This is a genomic window from Isoptericola sediminis, from assembly GCF_013085345.1.
GTDB lineage: Bacteria > Actinomycetota > Actinomycetes > Actinomycetales > Cellulomonadaceae > Isoptericola > Isoptericola sediminis.
Map to the genome: position 1 here is coordinate 361,181 of NZ_JABFAJ010000024.1, position 16,313 is coordinate 377,493.

Sequence of the window (16,313 nt, forward strand, 5' to 3'; positions counted from 1 at the left end):
CACCTCGCCACCATCCGGACCAGGGCGCACGACCTCGCGTCTGGCGGGCTCGAGCACCTCGTCCTCGAGGTGCTCGCCTACGCCGCGGCGGAGGCGGAGGCACGGGGTGGCGGAACCGCCGTCGTGACGCTCCACGACGGCGGCGCGTCGATCGCTGACGACGGCCGCGGCACGGCCACCCGCGCTGACGACTAGGGCAGGTTCGTCAAGAAGCCGGTGATGACGACGCGCGACCTGCGGTTCTTCGACGCTCGGACGCCGCCCATCCTGCCGGACGGGAACCCTCGACGAGGTATCTCTGTGGTCTCCGCGCTCAGCAGCGAGCTGGTGCACGTCAACCGGCGCACCAACGGGTCCTGGAGGCAGCAGTACAGGGCGGGTGTGCCGGTCACCGATCTGCTTCCCGTCCCGGACGACGGGACGACCGGCACCACGGTCCGATTCACGCTGGATCCTGGTATCGGACTCGCGTCCGCGGTCGACCCGGCACGCCTGCGCGTGCTGGCGGAGTCCTTCGTGACCCAGGGCCTGAGGGTCGAGCTTCTCCCGTGACGAGCCGTGCAGCCCGAGCATTCGCCCGGTGGATCGCCTGACGTGGGGTCGACCGACCTGTCCAGGACGCGATGGAGCCAACTGCTCGCGACCGATGCGCTGGAGCTTAGGTCGCAGAGGTGGAGGCAGTTCTGGGATGCCGTCTGCCGGACGATCTCTGCGAGCTGTACCGCGTGAGTGACGGGGTCTTCAGCGCAGGGGGCCAGTGGGACGTGGTGTGGCGTCTGGGGGTGACGGTCGAGCGCAACCTGACCGACTGGTCCGGAGCGGACGATGACCCTCGGAGAGTCTCGCTGCTGGCCTTCGGTGACGACGGTGCGGGAGACGTCTTCTGCGTCCCCTGGGACGGCGCGGACGGCGTGTTCGTCTGGTCGGGCATCCTGGCTGAGTCCACCCGCCTGGCGGAGACGGTCACCGGCTTCTTCTCCCTCTGGAACGCGGGACGACTGCCCCGGTCCTCGTGCCGCCGACGAGCGGGGATTGTTCACCCGGTGATCGCGTATCTCTGTTCCGGGCTGTGGCCTCCTCACAGTCATGAGCGCGATGTCAGGGGCGCCGACCCCGGTCGCCACGGCCCGCAATGCCGCCGCGACCTATTACTACCTGCGTGTGGCCATCATCTCGATGACAGCCATGCTGGTCGTCGCCGTCCTTCTCGAGGACTCCGACCCCGCGAGCGGGGAGCCGCTCGGGTCCATCAGCGCCGCGTGGTACACCCCAGCGCAGAGTGTCTTCGTCGCGGTCCTTGTTGCCACCGGAGCCGCGATGATTGCGATCCGTGGGCGGGGCACCCAGGAGCCGTTGCTCAACCTCGCCGGCTTCTTGGCACCGGTGGTGGCGTTCGTCCCCACCCCGGAGCCCGTGCGCGAGGCGTGCTTCGGGCGTCCGACGCCGGACTCCCTGGTCGCGGAACAGCCGCCCGTCGGCGGCGGACCGTGGGACGCCCAGGCGTGTGCGGAGTGGACGAACCAGGTAGAGAGTTCCCTGGAGGCGTACTTCCTGGTCTCATCGGTCGCCCTGGTGCTCCTGCTGTTCTTCGTCGTGCTTCGCGACCGGCCTCTAGAGCCGCTCGCGGCGCCGGGCGGCTCGAGGTGGCGCAGGTTGCTGGACACGGGGTACCGGGAACCCTCTCGGAATGAGGAAGTCGTCGGGACGCTCGTCGTCATCGGTCTGTGGCTGGCAGGTCTCGCGGTCTACCTGACGCTGCACGAATGGTTCCTGCTGAATGCCCACGCGGTCGCGGCCATCTTGGTTTTCACACCGATGGCGCTGGTCGCCCTGATCGGGGGGTTCGGCGCTCGCCGGCACCCCGGACGTGGCGACAGCGTGTACCGCGGGATCTACGTCCTCGTGGCGATCGCGATGGTGTGTGGCATCGCGGGGACGGCAGGCTTCAAGCTCCTTGGCTGGGTGGGTGATGACTCGCGCTGGTTCTACGTGCTCGAGTTCGTCATCGTCGGCGGGTTCTTGCTCTTCTGGACCACGCAGACGGTCGAGGAACGGGGGGCCTCGAGGGGTGGTGCAGGACGCCACGACCGAAGCGAGGTCACGCCGTCAGGGCTCAGGTGAGCTCGGAGATCTCGAACAGATGACCGTCGGGGTCGCGGAAGAACGCGCGGGTCTCACCGCCCGGTGGCCGGCCGCGCGGGCCTCGTCGGCCAGCAGCCGGTACCCGAACTCGGGGTCATCCTTGTTGGGCGTCGAACAGGGCGTTGGCCAGGTGCGCCTGGGAGAGTTCGCGGTCGCTGACCGGTGCGGCGAGCCACCGGTCGTCGGGCTGGCGGGCGAGGTTCAGGACCCGGCGCGCCGTCGGCGACGTCAGCGGCAAGGAGCCAGTTGCGCAGACACGACTCGGAGATGCCGGAGTCTTTCGCGACCTGCCTGACCGGAGCCTCGCCCTGGCGGGCGATCGCCACGACGTCGTCGCGGAACTCCTTCGGATGGGGTCTGGGCACGGGAGACATCCTTCAAGCAGCACCCGTAGGACGCCCACCACCCACACCCCATGACCCGCCGCGCGGCCGGCCGGGATCCGCGCAGGCTGCGTGGGGGCCGTGTCAGTCGTTCGGCAGCACGAGGTCGATCTTGTTCGGCTCGAACGTGTCGAGCAGATGGAGGAACTCCGCCACCGCAGCCTCGGACCCCGTCACCGTGTGCTCCGGCGCCTTCCCGGTGGCGAACATCTGCAGCATCGCGGCCTTGGTCGCTCTGACGGTGGCGTCCGGTGCGTCCGGGGCGGTGTCGTGGAAGACCGCCACCTGGTTGCGGACGTGGTACGTCGCCTTCTCGCCGGTGTCGGTCACGTCGAGGCCGATCACGATCTCCTTGCCGGTGGCGCGCTCGGCATTCAGGCGGACCCGGAAGGTCTCGAGGATCTTGGTGGTCGGCAGGGCCGCGACGATGACGGGGTCGGCGAAGTTCCACGGAGCCGACCGGTCCAGGGTCCCGTCGAGCTCACCGGCAGCCGACAGGGCGAGTGTGCGCCAGTAGATGTTGGTCTGCAGGTAGCCCCACTGGCGCAGAGCCTCGGCCTTGACGTCCCTGGCCTCCTTGTCGTCCGGGTTCTCGCGGGTCACGTGGGTGAGGAGCTCCGCGGACCATCCGAACTCCTCGTCCGCCACGGCTTGCCGAGCCAGGGCGAGCACCTGGTCGCGTCCGCCCATCGCGGCGACGTACTTGCGGGAGAGCTCGAAGAAACCCGGTCGGGCCAGCTCGGTGGCGTCGCCCTGGAACCAGCCGATCAAGCCGGCGTAGATGTTGCGCACCGAGTGCGCGACCGAACCGTAGAACTCCATGAGCCACGGGTCCTGGGCGAACTGGTGGGGTAGGACGACGGCCTCGGCCAGCTGGTCGAGCTTGTACCCGCGGTTGATGTGGTGGACGGTCTGGTCGTGGACGTACTGGATGGCGTCACGGTAGTTGGTGACCCGTTCCACGATGAAGTCGTTGCCGACCCAGGCGCGCATGTGCGAGCCCGAGTAGCTGTCGGCCTTGCGAGCGTACGGCAGGAGCCGATCGATGCCCTTGTACCACAGCGTGGGGTTGCGGTAGCCGGTTCCTCGCAGTGTGTACAGGTTGGGGAAGGTCTCACCCTGGATCGTCTCGGAGCCGTGCACGTGGCGGTGCTCGGGGAGGTAGAGGCAGATCTCGTCGGTGCCGGCATCGCCGTAGGCGCCGAAGACCACCATCGACTCACCGGCCACGGTGACCTCGAGAGGCTCGAACTCGTCGACGAGCACGTTCGGCATGAACAGCGACAGAGGGCCGGTCCGGAAGTCAGGACCGAGCCCGATGGTGATCCATCCGTCCTCGCCAGGGCCGAGGTAGGGGCCGCTGTAGGCGGTGCGCTGGGTCAGGATGGGGCCGACGACACCGGTGTCCTCCACGAGATTGGGCACGAAGTTCTCCGAGGCGATGATCTTGACCTCGCCCGAGTCGACCTGCTCCTGGGTCACCCCCCAGCCTGCCGCCCCGAAGGCGTGGTCCGGGTGCCGATGGGTGTAGACGACGCCCTTGACCGGCAGGTCCGAGAACTGTGCGAAGACCTCGCGGGTCGCCGCAGCGCGGTCGTCGTTCTCTCCTGGGTCCACGATGGTCAGACCGTCGTCACCGACGACGATCAGTGTCGAGCACAGCTGGAAACCGGACGCGTGGTAGAGCCTGCCCTCGACGAGCTCGAAGATCGTCGGCGGCATCTGGCGAGCCCATGCCGTCTGCGCGGCCGCCACCTTCGGGGACTCGGTCGTGAACGCTAGGTTGCCGTCCACGTCCTGCCACACCACCTTGGCCAGGTGGCTCAGCACGTCGGGGTTGGTGAAGACGGTGGGATCGTCGCTGCGAACCGTGACGGTCGACCCCGACGCCAGCTTGTCGGCCATGGCATGTGACCCTTTCTTCCCGACGGCCGGCCTCCGTTCAGCTGTGCGGGGCCGGGAGCTGTGAGCACCTCACACGGAGGCTACGCCGATGCGCCGACGCACGCCGCGCCGACGGCTCGGTGGCTCAGGTGAGCGCGGAGATCTCGAACAGATGGCCGTCGGGATCGCGGAAGAACGCGCGGGTCTCGCCGTCACGGACGTCGGGTGCGGCCAGGAACTCCGCGCCACGGGCCGACAGGAGCTCGTAGAGACCCGGGCAGTCGTCGACGCGGAAGACGAGCTGGGCGCTCGGACGGTCGGGCTCGGCGGGCGGGGCCAGGGTCACGGTCGGCTTGCCCGCGTCGGGACCCCCGCCGGTCACGAGCAGGATCCAGCTCCCCAGCAGCTCGAGCACGACCGACGTGCCGCCGTACTCGCCGGCCACCCGGGCATCGAGCACGCGCACGTACCAGTCACGACTGCGTTCGACGTCGGCCACGACCAGCATGTGGGTCAGCGCCGACGCCTCGAACCGTTCCACGGTCCCACGCTAGGCGAACGGGTCCGCCACGCCGCCTCAGGCGGAGGAGGGCACCGGGCTCTCGTCGCGCTGACCGCCCCCGGGCCGGTCCGGTCGCGAGGGGAACGCGCGGACGGGACCAACGATGTCCAGCCCGACGCGGTCGCCCGCCTCCGGGGGCTGCAGCCCGACCACCCGCGCGCGGATCCGCTGCTCGGCGGCGCCGTCGCCGAGGGCCAGCTCGACGAGCGCGTCGTGCCCGAAGAACGACACGTGGCGCACGGTGGCCTCGAGCTGGCCGGTGCCGGCCGGGGTCAGGGTGATCTGCTCGGGCCGGAGCATGACGTCCACGGCGCCGCGGGGGCTCTGACCACGGACCGGCAGGGTGCCCAGCGGGCAGGTGACGCAGCCGTCGGTCGCCGCTTCGCCGGGCACGAACACGGCGTCGCCGAGGAACTGGGCGACGTCGGCGTCGACGGGATCCCGATAGATCGCCCGCGGGGCCGCCGCCTGCCGGATCCGGCCGGAGGTGAGGATCGCGACCTGGTCGGCGAAGGAGAGTGCCTCGTCCTGGTCGTGGGTGACCAGCACGGCCGTGGCACCCGTGGCGCGCAGGGCGAGCGCCGTGGCGTCCCGGGTGGTGGCGCGCAGCGTGGTGTCCAGCGAGGAGAACGGCTCGTCGAGCAGCACGAGGCCGGGGCGGGGCGCCAGCGCGCGGGCCAGCGCGACCCGCTGCTGCTGACCGCCGGAGAGCTGGTCGGGGCGCCGGTCGGCGACCTCGGCGGGCAGGCCGACCAGGTCGAGCAGCTCGAGCACCCGGTCGTGGTGCCGGCGTCGCGGCCAGGGGAGCCCGAAGGCGATGTTCCCGGCGACGGACAGGTGGGGGAACAGCCCGCCCTCCTGGCGGACGTAGCCGACGCCGCGGCGCTCGGGCGGCACCCAGACACCGGGCCCCGCGACCGTGCGACCGCCGATGACCGCCTCGCCCGAACGCGGCTGCATGAACCCGGCGATGATGCGCAGCAGCGTCGTCTTGCCGCTGCCGGACCCACCCAGGACGGCGGTCGTCGTGCCCTCGGGCACGACCAGGTTCACCTCGTCGAGCACGTCGTGCCGGCCGTAGGCGGCCGTGACGGCTCGCAGCTGCACGTCGGTCATCGTTCCTCCAGTATCTGCCGCCGCAGCAACAACGTCAGCGGTACGGACAAGACGATCATGACTGCCGCGTAGGGGGCCGCAGCAGCGTAGTCGAGCGCGCTCGTCTCCCGCCAGAAGGCGAGGGCGAGGGTGTCGGTCCCGGTCGGGGCCAGCAGCAGGGTGGCCGTCAGCTCGGTGCTGACGGCGAGGGAGACGAGCACGAACCCGGTGAGCACCGACGGGCCGATGAGCGGCAGGACCACCCGGACGAGCGTGGCCGGGCCGCCCAGCCCCAGCGACCGCGAGGCCTCCGAGAGCTCCGGCGGCGCGGCGGCGAGACCGGCGCGCAGGGCGACCATCGCCCGGGGCAGGAAGAGGATGGCGTAGGCCAGGACGGTCAGCGCCAGCGTCTGGTACAGCGGGCGTGCCCAGTCGATGGCGAGCGTGACCAGGGCGAGTCCGACCACGACGCCGGGCAGCGCGCTGGCCAGGTACGTGGACCGCTCGAGCAGGACCGTCAGGGCCGACCTGCGGCGGTTGAGCAGCCACGCCCCGGGCAGGGCGGCCACCACGGCCGCCAGTCCGCCGAGCAGCGCCAGCAGCACCGTGCTCGCGGTGACGGTGAGGAGGTCGTCGACCAGCCCGTCGCCGATCGCTGAACCCAGCCACCGCAGCACGGTGGCGACCGGGACGACGAGCGCCAGGCCGACGAGCGTGCCGAGCATCACCAGCGCCGGAGCGGTCCAGCCGCCCAGCCGGGCCCGCGTGGCCGGGCGCTGGGTGCCGGCGCCGACCCGGGACACCCGGCGCCGTCCGCGGGCGACCACCTCGAGCGTGAGCACGAGCAGGCACAGACCCAGCAGCACCGAGGCGAGCAGGCTGCCGGACGCGTCGCTGAACCCCACCGCGTACCGCTGCATGATCGCGGTGGTGAAGGTCTGGAACCGCATCATCTCCAGGACGCCGTACTCGGCCAGCAGGTGCAGGGCGACCAGCAGCGCCCCGCCGCTGATCGCCGGACGGAGCCGGGGGAGCACCGTCCGGACGACGGCCCGCGTCGGGGACAGGCCCAGGGACCGGGCCACCTCCTCCTCGGCGGGGTCGAGCGACCGCAGCAGCGCGGCCACGGGCAGGAACACGAACGGGAAGTACGCCAGGGTCGTGACCAGCGCGGCCCCGCCGAACCCGGTCAGCCAGGGCGCGACCGTCACCCAGGCGTAGGCGCTGACGAACGCCGGCACCGCCAGGGGCGCCAGCAGCAGCGTGCGCCAGAGCCCGGCCCAGGGCAGGGCCGTGCGCTCCACGAGCCAGGCCGCGAGGGTGCCGAGGACCACCGTGGCGGGCACGGTGACGCCCATCAGCAGACCGGTGTTGGCCAGCAGCTCGCCGACGCGGGGCCGCACGAGGTAGTCGACCGCCTCCTCGACGCCCGCGGAGGAGGCGTCGAGGAGGACGACCACCAGCGGCAGGACAGTGAGCGCGGCGACGAGGGTCGCGGCGACGGCGACCCCGCGGCTCCTAGAGGATGCTCGCATCGGTCATGAGCTCCATGACGGTGTCAGAGTTCAGGGTGAAGGGGTCGACCGGCGGGGCGTCCAGCTCGTCCAGCGTGGGCAGCGCCGGGTCCGACTCGACGCCGGCACCCACGGCGTACTCCATGGAGCCGCTGTCGACGAGCACCTGCTGACCCTCGGGGCTGGTGACGTAGGCGAGGAACTGCTGGGCCTCGTCCGGCATGTCGGACGACTCCAGCACGCCGCCCGCGGAGAGGCTGACGAAGGCCCCCGGGTCCTGCTGGCCGAAGTAGTGCAGCTGCGTGTTCGCGCTGCCCTCCTTGTCCCCGGCCTGGTCGCGGTACCAGTAGTAGTGGTACATGATCCCGACCGGCACCTCGCCGGCGTTCACGGCCTTCATCGTGGCGATGTTGTTCTGGTAGACCTCGGAGTTCTCGGCCAGGGCCTCCAGCCACGCCCGGGTCTCCTCCTCGCCGCGGTCGGCGAGCATGCCGGCCATGATGGCCTGGAAGTCGGCGCCGCCCGGGGCCGCGCCCCACTGGCCGGCCCACTCGGGGTCGGCCAGGTCCATGATCGAGTCCGGCAGCTCGTCCTCGCTGATCATCTCGGTGTTGTAGACGAGCACGGTCGAGCGGGCGGCGACCGCCGTCCACCGGCCGGACGACGGCGCCATCCCGTCGCGCACCTGCGCCTGGGTCTCCTCGTCCACCGGGGCGAGCAGGTCGGCGCGCTCCACCACGGTCATCGCGGGGGAGTTCTCCGTGAGGAACACGTCCGCCGGGGAGGCCTCGCCCTCCTCGACGATCATGTGGCCCATCGAGGAGTCCTGGCCCTCGCGGACCTGGGTCTCGATGCCGGTCTTCTCGGTGAACGCCTCGGCCCAGGCCTGCGTGACGTCGCGGTGCTGGGAGGAGTAGATCTGCAGCGCCCCGGGCTCGGCCGCGAAGGCGTCCTCGGACTCGCCGTCGGTGCTGCACGCGGTGAGCGCGAGCGGGAGGGCGAGGAGGGCGGCGACGAGGGGACGGCGGTGCTGACGTGACACGAAGGGCTTCCGTTTCATCGGGTCGGGGGGACGAGGAGGTCCTGGAGCCGGCGGACCGGGCGGTCCGCGAGACGCCAGAGGAGGCAGCCGGCCGCGATCGCGACGGCGGTGGCGCCGAGCGCCGTGGGCACGACGTCGAGGATCTGGAACTGGACGAGGTAGACGTACAGCGAGGCGGCGGCCAGGAGGCCGATGACCGGCACCCAGCGGGCGGGCACCCGCACCTCGGGCACGAGGGTGAGCAGGGCGACGCCGGCCAGGACGGTGGCGTTGCGCACCGGGTCGTCGGGGAAGAACGTCGCCCCGCCGACCACCGCGACCGCGAGGGTGAGCAGACGGCGCCGGCGGGTGTCGGCGTGCGCCGCGGCCGCGCCGACGGCGAAGAGCCAGAGCGTGGTGGGCATGATGCCGCGCAGCACACCCTCGCCGAGCGCGAGCACGACGAAACGCGGCACGAGGGCCAGCACGGCGACCCCGGCCGCGACGAGCCAGGGGTCGCGTCGCCAGAGCCGGGAGACGGCGGGGACCGACAGCGCGGCGGTCAGCACGAGCGTGCAGGCCACGAGCGCGTCGACGAACCACAGCTCGTTGCGGAACCCGTAGGTGACGTCGCCGAACAGCCAGTTGGAGAGCGCGAGGTTGCCCCACCCGTAGCGGTCGTGGGTGACCATGCCGAACAGCACGACGGCCATCGTGGGGACCGCCACGCCGACGAGCGTGCGCGCGGTGGCCCGCCAACGCCCCCGGGGCGTGTCGGCCGACAGGCCGAAGCGCGCCGCGTTGAAGCCGGCCACGGCGAGCAGGGTGTGCGCGCCGCCGAGGACGCGGAACAGGTCGGCGTGCGACCCGCAGATGATGACGACAGCGATCGCGCGCAGCAGCACCGAGGTCTCCACCGTGCGCCACCCACGACGTCCCCCAGCCGGTGCGGGGTTCGCGGGCGAGGCGTCGGCGCGGGAGCGGTCCAGCTCCGCGAGCTCGCGCAGGGGGCGGTGGTGCCAGCCGCGGGGGAGCGGGCCGACGAGCCCCTCGAGCCGGACGGACGCCTGCACGTGGCTGAGCGAGTCTCCGCCCTGCTGGACGAAGCTGCGGTCGAGGTCGACGGCGTCCCGGCCGAGCACCTCGCCGACGGCGTGGGCCACCTGGACGGCGGACGGGGAGGCCGAGCCGTTCGGCGCGACCGGGCATCCGACGCAGGTCTCGCGCACCAGGGCGGCGCAGCCGCGGCGGTCGACCTTGCCGCTCTGCAGGCGGGGCAGCTCGCCGACGGCGACGGACACGGCCGCGGGACCGAGGCCGGAGGCCGCCGCGACGACCTCGCGGGCGCGGACGGCGGTCGCGGTGTCGTCGCCGCCCGGCTCCGGTGCGACCGCGACCGTCAGACCGTCGTCGTCCCCTCCCACGCAGGCGCTCAGCCCGGCGGACTCGAGGGCGGCCTCGACCGGGGCGAGGGCGATCCGCAGGCCCATCACCTTGACGAAGCCGGAGCGGCGGCCGACCAGCCGCAGCAGACCGTCCGGCCCCACCCGTCCCAGGTCGCCCGTGCGCAGCTCGGTGAGCAGCGGGCCGAGCGCGAGGTCGTCGGCGTGCTCGGCGTAGCCCATCATGACGCCGGGGCCGCGCACGACGACCTCACCGGCACCGTCGGAGGCCTCCGGCACGGTGGTGTCGATCTCGAGGGAGGTGCCCGGGACGGGTCGTCCGACGGCGTCGGGGTGGTCCGCCGCGAGGGACGGGTCGAGCACGCAGATGCGGGCCGTGGCCTCGGTCTGGCCGTACATGACCGACAGGCCCCAGCCGTGCTCGCGGCCGAGCGCCGCGGTGCGCACCACCCGGTCGGGGTGCAGGCGTCCGCCCGCCTGGGTCAGCAGGCGCAGCGAGGGGTGCGGCCGCTCGAGCACGCCGGTGGACTCCATCAGCTCGACCGTGTGCGGCACGGCCGCCAGCGTCGTCACCTGCAGGCCGTCCACGGTGCGCCAGAACGCCTCGTCCAGGACCGACGCCTCCTGCAGCACCACCGAGGCGCCGACCGCCAGGTGGGAGTGCAGCACGGACAACCCGAACGTGTAGTGCAGCGGGAGGCTGGTCACGGCCCGGTCGGCCGCGGTCAGCCCCAGGGCCTGGGCGATGGCGAGGGCGTTGCTCGTGAGGTTCTCGTGCGACAGGCGCACCAGCTTCGGCGAGCCGGTGCTGCCCGACGTGCTCAGGAGCAGTGCCAGATCGGGGTGGAGGAGGTGTGCCGGGTCCGGCGACGTCACGGTGAACGGCTCGTCGGGGTCACCGGTCGCCCGGACGTCGGGCTGGTACCGGTCCAGGATCTGGGAGGTCCGGTCGTCGTCGGCCGTGACGAGCGCGACGTGACCGGCCTCGAGCGTGGCCAGGTACGCCAGGACCCCGCCCAGGTCCGGGCGCAGCGGCAGGTGCACGAGGCGCCGGCCGTCGGCGACGTCCGGGAGCCGGGCGGCGAGATCGCCGACGCGTTCGCGCAGCGCGGCGTGGGTGAGCGTCTCGCCGGACGACGTGACCAGCGCGGGCCGGGCCGGCGCCGACACGTCCGCGAGCGCGGGCAGCAGGGTGCTGTCCGGGCGCGGCAGGGCGGCGGGGGTCGTTGTCGGCACGCAGTGAGGTTAGCCTTACCTAGATGCGGAACACAAAGTGGCAGGTGAGACGGTGACGGTCGAGGTCTGGTGGTCCACCCTCGCCGCCGCGGACCACGAGCTGACCGCCCTGCTCGACGACACCGAACGGGCGCGCCTGGACTCGTTCGACCGCCCCGCCGACCGCGGGCGGTCGCTGGTCGGTGCGGCCCTGCTGCGCCTCGCGGTCGCCGCGCACCTCGGGGTGGGCGCCGCGGAGGTCGTGCTGGACCGCACCTGCGCCGAGTGCGGCCGGCCGCACGGGGCGCCGCGCGTCCTGGGGGCGGGCGACCGCCGCCCCGGGGTCTCCGTCGCGCACTCCGGCGTCCTGGTCGTCGTCGCGCTGGACCCGCACGGTCCCGTCGGCGTCGACGTCCAGCGGGCGTCCGACCTGCCGGACCCGGGCGCCGTCGGGGACTGGGTGCGCCGCGAGGCCGCGGTCAAGGCGCGCACCTGGACCGATCTCGGCGGAGCGTCGCCGGCGGCACTGGTCACCAGCGACCTGCGTCCTCCCGTGGGCGGCTACGCCGCGGCGCTGACCACCGTCGGCGAGCGCACCGTGCGCCACGTGGACCGCACCGAGGGCCTGAGGTCTGCGCGCGGACGGTGACCGGTCCCGCGACGCACGGACGTCCGGCCCGGACGCTCGCGGAACCAGAGGGTCCACGGCGTCCGGGCCGGACGGGGAGAGGGTGACGCGTCGTGCGGGCGGTCAGGCCTGGTCGAGACCCCCGCGGACGATCGAGTCGCCGGAGTGCGTGGGGTCGCCGTCGAACGGCTCCTCCGAGACGTCGACCAGCGAGTAGCGATCCAGGTCCAGCCCGGCGGGCACCGGGAACGTCCCGGTGTCGCCCTTGAGCACGCCCAGGCTGACCATGCCGCTGAGGTCGTCGGCGATGAGCCAGACCTCGCGGTAGGCACCCTCGCCGGAGCCGTCCGCCCCGGCGACGGAGACGACGATCTCGAGCTCGCCGCCGGCGGCCTCCTCGACCGTCGCGCTACCTGTCGAGTCGGGCCAGTCGGGCAGCGGTTCGAGCTCGGCCTGGGCGACGGCGACGGGCGTGGGGGCCGTCACGGCCTCGGGGCCCTGCGCCCGTTCCCAGGCGATACCGCCACCGACACCCACGACGAGCGCCGCGCTGGCGGCCGCCACGGCCCAGAGCGCGGCCGGGCGCCGGCGGGAGGCGAGGTCGACGACCTCCGCCTCGGCGGACTCGACGCCGGCGACCCAGGCGGCGTCGCTCGACGTCTCCTCCTGGTCGATCTCGGCGCGGATCCGGTCCCACACGTGGGGCGCCGGTGCCACCAGCTCCTCGGGCCCCAGCTCGCGCGCGGTGGAGGCCACGTCGGCGAGGCTGTCGCGTTCGGCCTGGCAGGCCACGCACGAGGCGAGGTGGGCGCGCTCGTCGTCGGACACGACGTCCTGCTCCCCGAGCGCGAGGAGCGCGAGGACCTCCGGGTCAACGTGCTGCACCATCCACCTCCAATCGTGTGCGCAGCCGGGTCAGACTTCGTCTGACATGGCTCTTGACGGTGCCGAGGGGAAGGGACATCTCCTCGGCGATCTGCGTGTGTGTCATATCCCGGTAGAACGCGAGCCGCAGGATCGTACCGGCCGGGTCGCCGAGCCGGTCCAGCTCGTCGGCCACGATCGCCCGGTCCACGACGGGGGCACCGACCGGGTCGGCCTCCCCGACGGGGTTCGGCGTGAACGCCTCCGCGGCTCGGCGTTGGCGTCGCAGCCTCTCCCGGGAGGCGTGCACGTCCGCGATCTTGTGCCGGGCGATGCCCAGCAACCAGGTCGACAGCTTGGCCCGCTGCGGGTCGTAGGACCCGCGTGCCTGCCAGGCGGCGACGAAGACCTGCTGGGTGACGTCCTCGGCGTCCGAGACCTCGCCCAACGACCGGAGTGCGACCGTGTGCACGAGAGCCGACCAGCGACGGTAGGCCGCTGCCAGTCCGTCCTCGGTGCCGGCTGCGAACGCGGCGCTCACGTCCGCGTCGGGGTCGGCGGCCGGCAGTGCGGCACCTTCGGCCCCAGTGGTCACAGAACCTCCGTGATACGGGTCGTCCCGCGCGATCGGCGGCTTCGGGGTCGAACCTAGCGCGTCAGCCGCCGCGCGTCACGTCGCCACGGCCGTCACCACCAGGTTGTCCTCGTAGTGGCCCGCCTCGGCGTCCCACCGGCCGCCGCACGTCACCAGGACCAGTCGCCGCTCACCCGAGCGGTCGAAGAACTTCTCCCAGGGCACCGCCTCCTTCGAGTACCGCGTGATCTCCGTGACCTCGTACCGGTGCCGGACGCCGTCGGCGTCGGTCACCGTGACCTTGTCGCCGGCCGTCGCCTCGGCCAGCCGGGCGAACTGCCCGACACCCTCCTGGGTGTCGACGTGGGACGCGAGAACGGCCGCGCCCTGCGGGTCGCCCGGGGCCGGGCCGAAGCGGTACCAGCCCGCCACGTCGCCCGACTCGGGGAGCTCCATCGTGCCGTCGGGGTCCACGCCCACCGGACGGACCGGTGTCTCCAGCAGTCCCTGGACCGTGACCAGCTCGGGCGGCGCGGCCGGCTCGCTCCTCGCGAGATCGGCCGAGACGACGGGGATGTCCGGGACCGCCGGCCCGCCGGCACCCTCCTGGTCGCCGGCGCCCCCCGGCGTCGGGTCGGCGGACGCCGAGGGGGACGCCGGTGCCTCCGGTGCGGAGGTCGCCTCGGCGGCCTCCACCCGGGGGACGTCGGCCCCGACCGTGGGGGTGTCGTCGGCCACGACCATCAGCACGCCGGCCAGGGTCGAGACGGAGACGGCGGCCACGGTGGCCAGGGCCACGCGGCGGACCGGGCGCGTGACCCGGCCCGCCGCGGAGCGGTGCGTGCGTGTCACCGGCGTGCCCGGTGCGCCCGGACGCCCTCCCGGACCGCGATCGCGATGACGAACCCGGCCAGCAGGGTCATGATGGTGCCGACGGTGAACGGCGTGAAGAAGCCGTGGTGGTCGGCCGCCGCGGCGCCGGTGGTCCCGGCGTCGACGCCGTCAGGAGCGGAGTGCATGCCCTCGACGGTCTGCGTGGCGAGCGCCAGCGAGTCGTTCTCCAGCGAGCCCCAGGCGTAGACGATGGTGTTGACACCCTCGGCCACGTCGACGTCGGCCGGCCCGATCACCGGGTCGGTGGTCCCGGCGGCGGCGACCGCCGCGGAGACCGTGCCGGCCGGGAGGTCGAGCACCTGCTCGTCAGGGTTCTCGAGGCCCTCGATCACCGGGTCACCGCCGGCCAGCACGTCGACGGCCGGGGCGGCCGCCACGTGACGGACGGTCAGGCGGCCCTCACCGGCGGCGATCTCCGAGGTGTCGTTGGTGAACAGCGTCGCGGTCGGCGAGCCCTCGGCGTCGAGGTGCGCGGCCGCGGTGTAGTTCATGCCGCCTTCGAGCGGCAGGTCCACGGGGCCGATGACCGGGTCGGAGTCGTCCTCGGCGTCGGCGGCGGTGATCGCCACCGAGTAGGTGTCGGGCTCGAGCTCGAGCGGGCCGGCGAGGTCACCGGGCTCGAAGTCGTCGAGCGTGAGCTCACCGTTGACGTACACGTCCACGGTCGTGTCCGGCACGCCGTGCAGGACGCTCAGCATCGCGACATGTCCGTCCGCCGAGGCGGGCAGGGCGAGTGCGGTGCCCGCTGCGGCGGCCAACGCGGTGGCGCCGAGGGCGGCCGTGGTTCGGATCGTACGCATGTGTCCTCCTGGTGTCGGTCCCGCCGTCCTTGGCGGGGTTGCTCCGGTGGCTTGACACCAGGTGTTCGTGAACGGTGACCGATCTGGATGCACGTGGATGGACTTTTTTCGCCGTCGCCCCGACCGGCGGTCAGTCGCGGGCCCGGCTGCGGCGCGACCGGCGGGGAAGGCGGGACGCGGCGTCCGGCGAGACGAGGCGGACCTCGGTGGCGCGCGTGCGCGCCAGGGGGTCGCCGAAGGGGTCGCCCCCGAGCGCACGAGCCACGTGCAGCAGGGGGCGCCCCGCCTCGAACTCGCGGGCGAGGGCGTCGAAGATCGGGGTGTCGTCGCGTGGCACGCCCACCATGGTGGGTCGTCGGCGCCCGGCTGTCCGCCGCGACACGGCGGTGTTCACACCCGTCTCACACAACGCGCGCCAACCGTCCCCGGCCCGTCACGGCGTCCGGGTCGGCGCTCCTGTTGCGCCACGTCCCGCCCCGGACCATGATCGTGGCGGTTGAGCAGCGCCTTCGCGTCCGCCGCCCGGTCCCGCCGATCCCGGCGTCCGCCGCGGGCGCCCGACGGAAAGGCCCGACATGGCAGTCACCGCCCCCGTGGAGCTCCTCCTGGTCGAGTTCCCGCACCGTGAGTTCACCGGCGCGGTCCTGGCCGAGCTGACCCGGCTGCAGGACGCCGGGACGATCAACGTCCTGGACGCGCTGGCGATCCGCCGTGACCTCGAGGGCGAGATCGAGTGGTTCGAGGCGGCCGACGCCGGCTCCGATCTCGGCGACCTGGTCGGTGAGCCCGCCGGGTTCCTGGCCGAGGACGACGTCGACGCCGTGGCCGCCGACCTCGCACCCGGGACGGCGGTCGGGATGCTCGTGTTCGAGCACACCTGGGCGACCGGCCTGGCCGGTGCCGTCCGGGACGCGGGCGGGCGCGTCATCGACATGATGACCGTGCCGGCGGCCGCGATCGCGGAGCTGACGAGCGTGCTGGACGAGGAGGACTGACATGGTCAGGAGAGTCGGCCGCCCGGGCCTGATCGGCACCATGGCCCGAACCGCCGTGATCGCGGGGACCGCCGGTGCCGTCAGCCGGCGGATGGACGACCGGGCGGGGGCCCGGGGCACCCAGCAGGCCTCCGCGGAGGCGTACCACGCCCAGGAGGCGCACTTCGCGCAGCAGCAGCAGATGCAGCAGCTGCTCGCGCAGCAGCAGCCGACCCAGGCCGTGGCCCCGGCCACGGAGACCATGTCCCAGCTCCAGCAGCTCGGCGACATGCGCTCGGCCGGACTGCTGACCGACGCGGAGTTCTCCGCCGCCAAGGCCAAGGTCCTCGGCTGACCGGG

At 73.0% G+C, this 16,313-nt stretch carries 17 protein-coding genes and 1 pseudogene; 6 read left to right on the forward strand and 12 right to left on the reverse strand.

Going from position 1 to position 16,313, the window contains the following annotated elements; translation table 11 throughout:
• The first annotated feature begins 219 nt into the window (after positions 1-219).
• The 3 genes and pseudogenes from HLI28_RS15315 (at position 220) to HLI28_RS14125 (ending at position 2,121) form a co-directional block, all read left to right on the forward strand.
• The gene (locus HLI28_RS15315; protein ID WP_216077742.1) at positions 220-552 is read left to right on the forward strand and encodes a hypothetical protein; all 333 of its coding nucleotides are present in this window, start codon (positions 220-222) and stop codon (positions 550-552) included.
• A gap of 119 nt (positions 553-671) precedes the next feature.
• Positions 672-965 (forward strand): annotated as a pseudogene (locus HLI28_RS16050) (SMI1/KNR4 family protein); the annotation flags it as partial.
• A 121-nt stretch (positions 966-1,086) separates the two neighbouring features.
• Positions 1,087-2,121 carry a hypothetical protein gene (locus HLI28_RS14125; RefSeq protein WP_171248181.1) on the forward strand — a complete coding sequence of 345 codons (1,035 nt, stop codon included), beginning with the start codon at positions 1,087-1,089 and terminating at the stop codon, positions 2,119-2,121.
• Between the two features lie 115 nt (positions 2,122-2,236).
• On the opposite strand, the gene HLI28_RS14130 is transcribed toward HLI28_RS14125, so the two are convergent.
• The 7 genes from HLI28_RS14130 to HLI28_RS14160 form a co-directional block, all read right to left on the reverse strand.
• Positions 2,237-2,380: a hypothetical protein gene (locus HLI28_RS14130; protein ID WP_171248182.1), complete on the reverse strand. Its 144-nt coding sequence runs from the start codon at positions 2,378-2,380 to the stop codon at positions 2,237-2,239.
• Between the two features lie 229 nt (positions 2,381-2,609).
• The gene (locus HLI28_RS14135) at positions 2,610-4,430 is read right to left on the reverse strand and encodes an alkyl sulfatase dimerization domain-containing protein (RefSeq protein WP_171248183.1); all 1,821 of its coding nucleotides are present in this window, start codon (positions 4,428-4,430) and stop codon (positions 2,610-2,612) included.
• Between the two features lie 124 nt (positions 4,431-4,554).
• Positions 4,555-4,950 carry a VOC family protein gene (locus tag HLI28_RS14140; protein WP_216077743.1) on the reverse strand — a complete coding sequence of 132 codons (396 nt, stop codon included), beginning with the start codon at positions 4,948-4,950 and terminating at the stop codon, positions 4,555-4,557.
• 36 nt (positions 4,951-4,986) lie between these two features.
• Positions 4,987-6,087 (reverse strand): ABC transporter ATP-binding protein, encoded by a 1,101-nt coding sequence (locus HLI28_RS14145; protein WP_171248184.1) that lies wholly within the window; start codon positions 6,085-6,087, stop codon positions 4,987-4,989.
• The gene (locus HLI28_RS14150; protein WP_171248185.1) at positions 6,084-7,601 is read right to left on the reverse strand and encodes an ABC transporter permease; all 1,518 of its coding nucleotides are present in this window, start codon (positions 7,599-7,601) and stop codon (positions 6,084-6,086) included. Before HLI28_RS14150 ends, HLI28_RS14145 begins: the two co-directional genes overlap by 4 nt.
• Positions 7,585-8,622, reverse strand: coding sequence for an extracellular solute-binding protein (locus HLI28_RS14155; RefSeq protein ID WP_343035850.1), 1,038 nt, complete (start codon positions 8,620-8,622; stop codon positions 7,585-7,587). Before HLI28_RS14155 ends, HLI28_RS14150 begins: the two co-directional genes overlap by 17 nt.
• A gap of 14 nt (positions 8,623-8,636) precedes the next feature.
• Positions 8,637-11,240, reverse strand: coding sequence for an AMP-binding protein (locus tag HLI28_RS14160; protein WP_171248187.1), 2,604 nt, complete (start codon positions 11,238-11,240; stop codon positions 8,637-8,639).
• Positions 11,241-11,292: 52 nt separating this feature from the next.
• On the opposite strand from HLI28_RS14160, the gene HLI28_RS14165 reads away from it, so the two are divergent.
• Positions 11,293-11,868: a 4'-phosphopantetheinyl transferase family protein gene (locus HLI28_RS14165; protein WP_171248188.1), complete on the forward strand. Its 576-nt coding sequence runs from the start codon at positions 11,293-11,295 to the stop codon at positions 11,866-11,868.
• A gap of 102 nt (positions 11,869-11,970) precedes the next feature.
• Here HLI28_RS14165 and HLI28_RS14170 read toward each other — a convergent pair whose 3' ends face one another.
• From HLI28_RS14170 to HLI28_RS14190, 5 genes are all read right to left on the reverse strand, one after another.
• Positions 11,971-12,735, reverse strand: coding sequence for an anti-sigma factor (locus tag HLI28_RS14170; protein WP_171248189.1), 765 nt, complete (start codon positions 12,733-12,735; stop codon positions 11,971-11,973).
• Complete coding sequence (locus HLI28_RS14175; protein WP_171248190.1) at positions 12,719-13,306, reverse strand: RNA polymerase sigma factor; 588 nt, start codon at positions 13,304-13,306, stop codon at positions 12,719-12,721. Before HLI28_RS14175 ends, HLI28_RS14170 begins: the two co-directional genes overlap by 17 nt.
• Before the next feature lie 75 nt (positions 13,307-13,381).
• On the reverse strand, positions 13,382-14,137 hold the full coding sequence (locus HLI28_RS16000; protein WP_171248191.1) for a sortase domain-containing protein: 756 nt from the start codon (positions 14,135-14,137) through the stop codon (positions 13,382-13,384).
• Positions 14,134-14,979, reverse strand: coding sequence for a DUF4397 domain-containing protein (locus HLI28_RS14185; protein WP_171248192.1), 846 nt, complete (start codon positions 14,977-14,979; stop codon positions 14,134-14,136). The genes HLI28_RS16000 and HLI28_RS14185 overlap by 4 nt, the downstream gene beginning before the upstream one ends.
• Positions 14,980-15,109: 130 nt before the next feature.
• Positions 15,110-15,316, reverse strand: a complete 207-nt coding sequence (locus HLI28_RS14190; protein WP_171248193.1) for a hypothetical protein — start codon at positions 15,314-15,316, stop codon at positions 15,110-15,112.
• 238 nt (positions 15,317-15,554) lie between these two features.
• Here HLI28_RS14190 and HLI28_RS14195 point away from each other — a divergent pair, with 238 nt between their 5' ends.
• Together HLI28_RS14195 and HLI28_RS14200 are read left to right on the forward strand one after the other, a co-directional pair.
• Positions 15,555-15,974 (forward strand): DUF6325 family protein, encoded by a 420-nt coding sequence (locus HLI28_RS14195; RefSeq protein WP_171248194.1) that lies wholly within the window; start codon positions 15,555-15,557, stop codon positions 15,972-15,974.
• Positions 15,975-16,014: 40 nt separating this feature from the next.
• Positions 16,015-16,308 carry an SHOCT domain-containing protein gene (locus HLI28_RS14200; protein WP_246246742.1) on the forward strand — a complete coding sequence of 98 codons (294 nt, stop codon included), beginning with the start codon at positions 16,015-16,017 and terminating at the stop codon, positions 16,306-16,308.
• The last annotated feature ends 5 nt before the right edge of the window (positions 16,309-16,313 follow it).

What these genes read in the sequence shown, in the direction of transcription:
- HLI28_RS14150 (WP_171248185.1), bottom strand. Translation starts at nt 7,601, where the DNA reads ATGCGAGCATCCTCTAGGAGCCGCGGGGTCGCCGTCGCCGCGACCCTC.
- HLI28_RS14135 (WP_171248183.1), bottom strand. Translation starts at nt 4,430, where the DNA reads ATGGCCGACAAGCTGGCGTCGGGGTCGACCGTCACGGTTCGCAGCGAC.
- HLI28_RS14185 (WP_171248192.1), bottom strand. Translation starts at nt 14,979, where the DNA reads ATGCGTACGATCCGAACCACGGCCGCCCTCGGCGCCACCGCGTTGGCC.
- HLI28_RS14200 (WP_246246742.1), top strand. Translation starts at nt 16,015, where the DNA reads ATGGCCCGAACCGCCGTGATCGCGGGGACCGCCGGTGCCGTCAGCCGG.
- HLI28_RS14145 (WP_171248184.1), bottom strand. Translation starts at nt 6,087, where the DNA reads ATGACCGACGTGCAGCTGCGAGCCGTCACGGCCGCCTACGGCCGGCAC.
- HLI28_RS14195 (WP_171248194.1), top strand. Translation starts at nt 15,555, where the DNA reads ATGGCAGTCACCGCCCCCGTGGAGCTCCTCCTGGTCGAGTTCCCGCAC.
- HLI28_RS15315 (WP_216077742.1), top strand. Translation starts at nt 220, where the DNA reads ATGACGACGCGCGACCTGCGGTTCTTCGACGCTCGGACGCCGCCCATC.
- HLI28_RS14125 (WP_171248181.1), top strand. Translation starts at nt 1,087, where the DNA reads ATGAGCGCGATGTCAGGGGCGCCGACCCCGGTCGCCACGGCCCGCAAT.
- HLI28_RS14170 (WP_171248189.1), bottom strand. Translation starts at nt 12,735, where the DNA reads ATGGTGCAGCACGTTGACCCGGAGGTCCTCGCGCTCCTCGCGCTCGGG.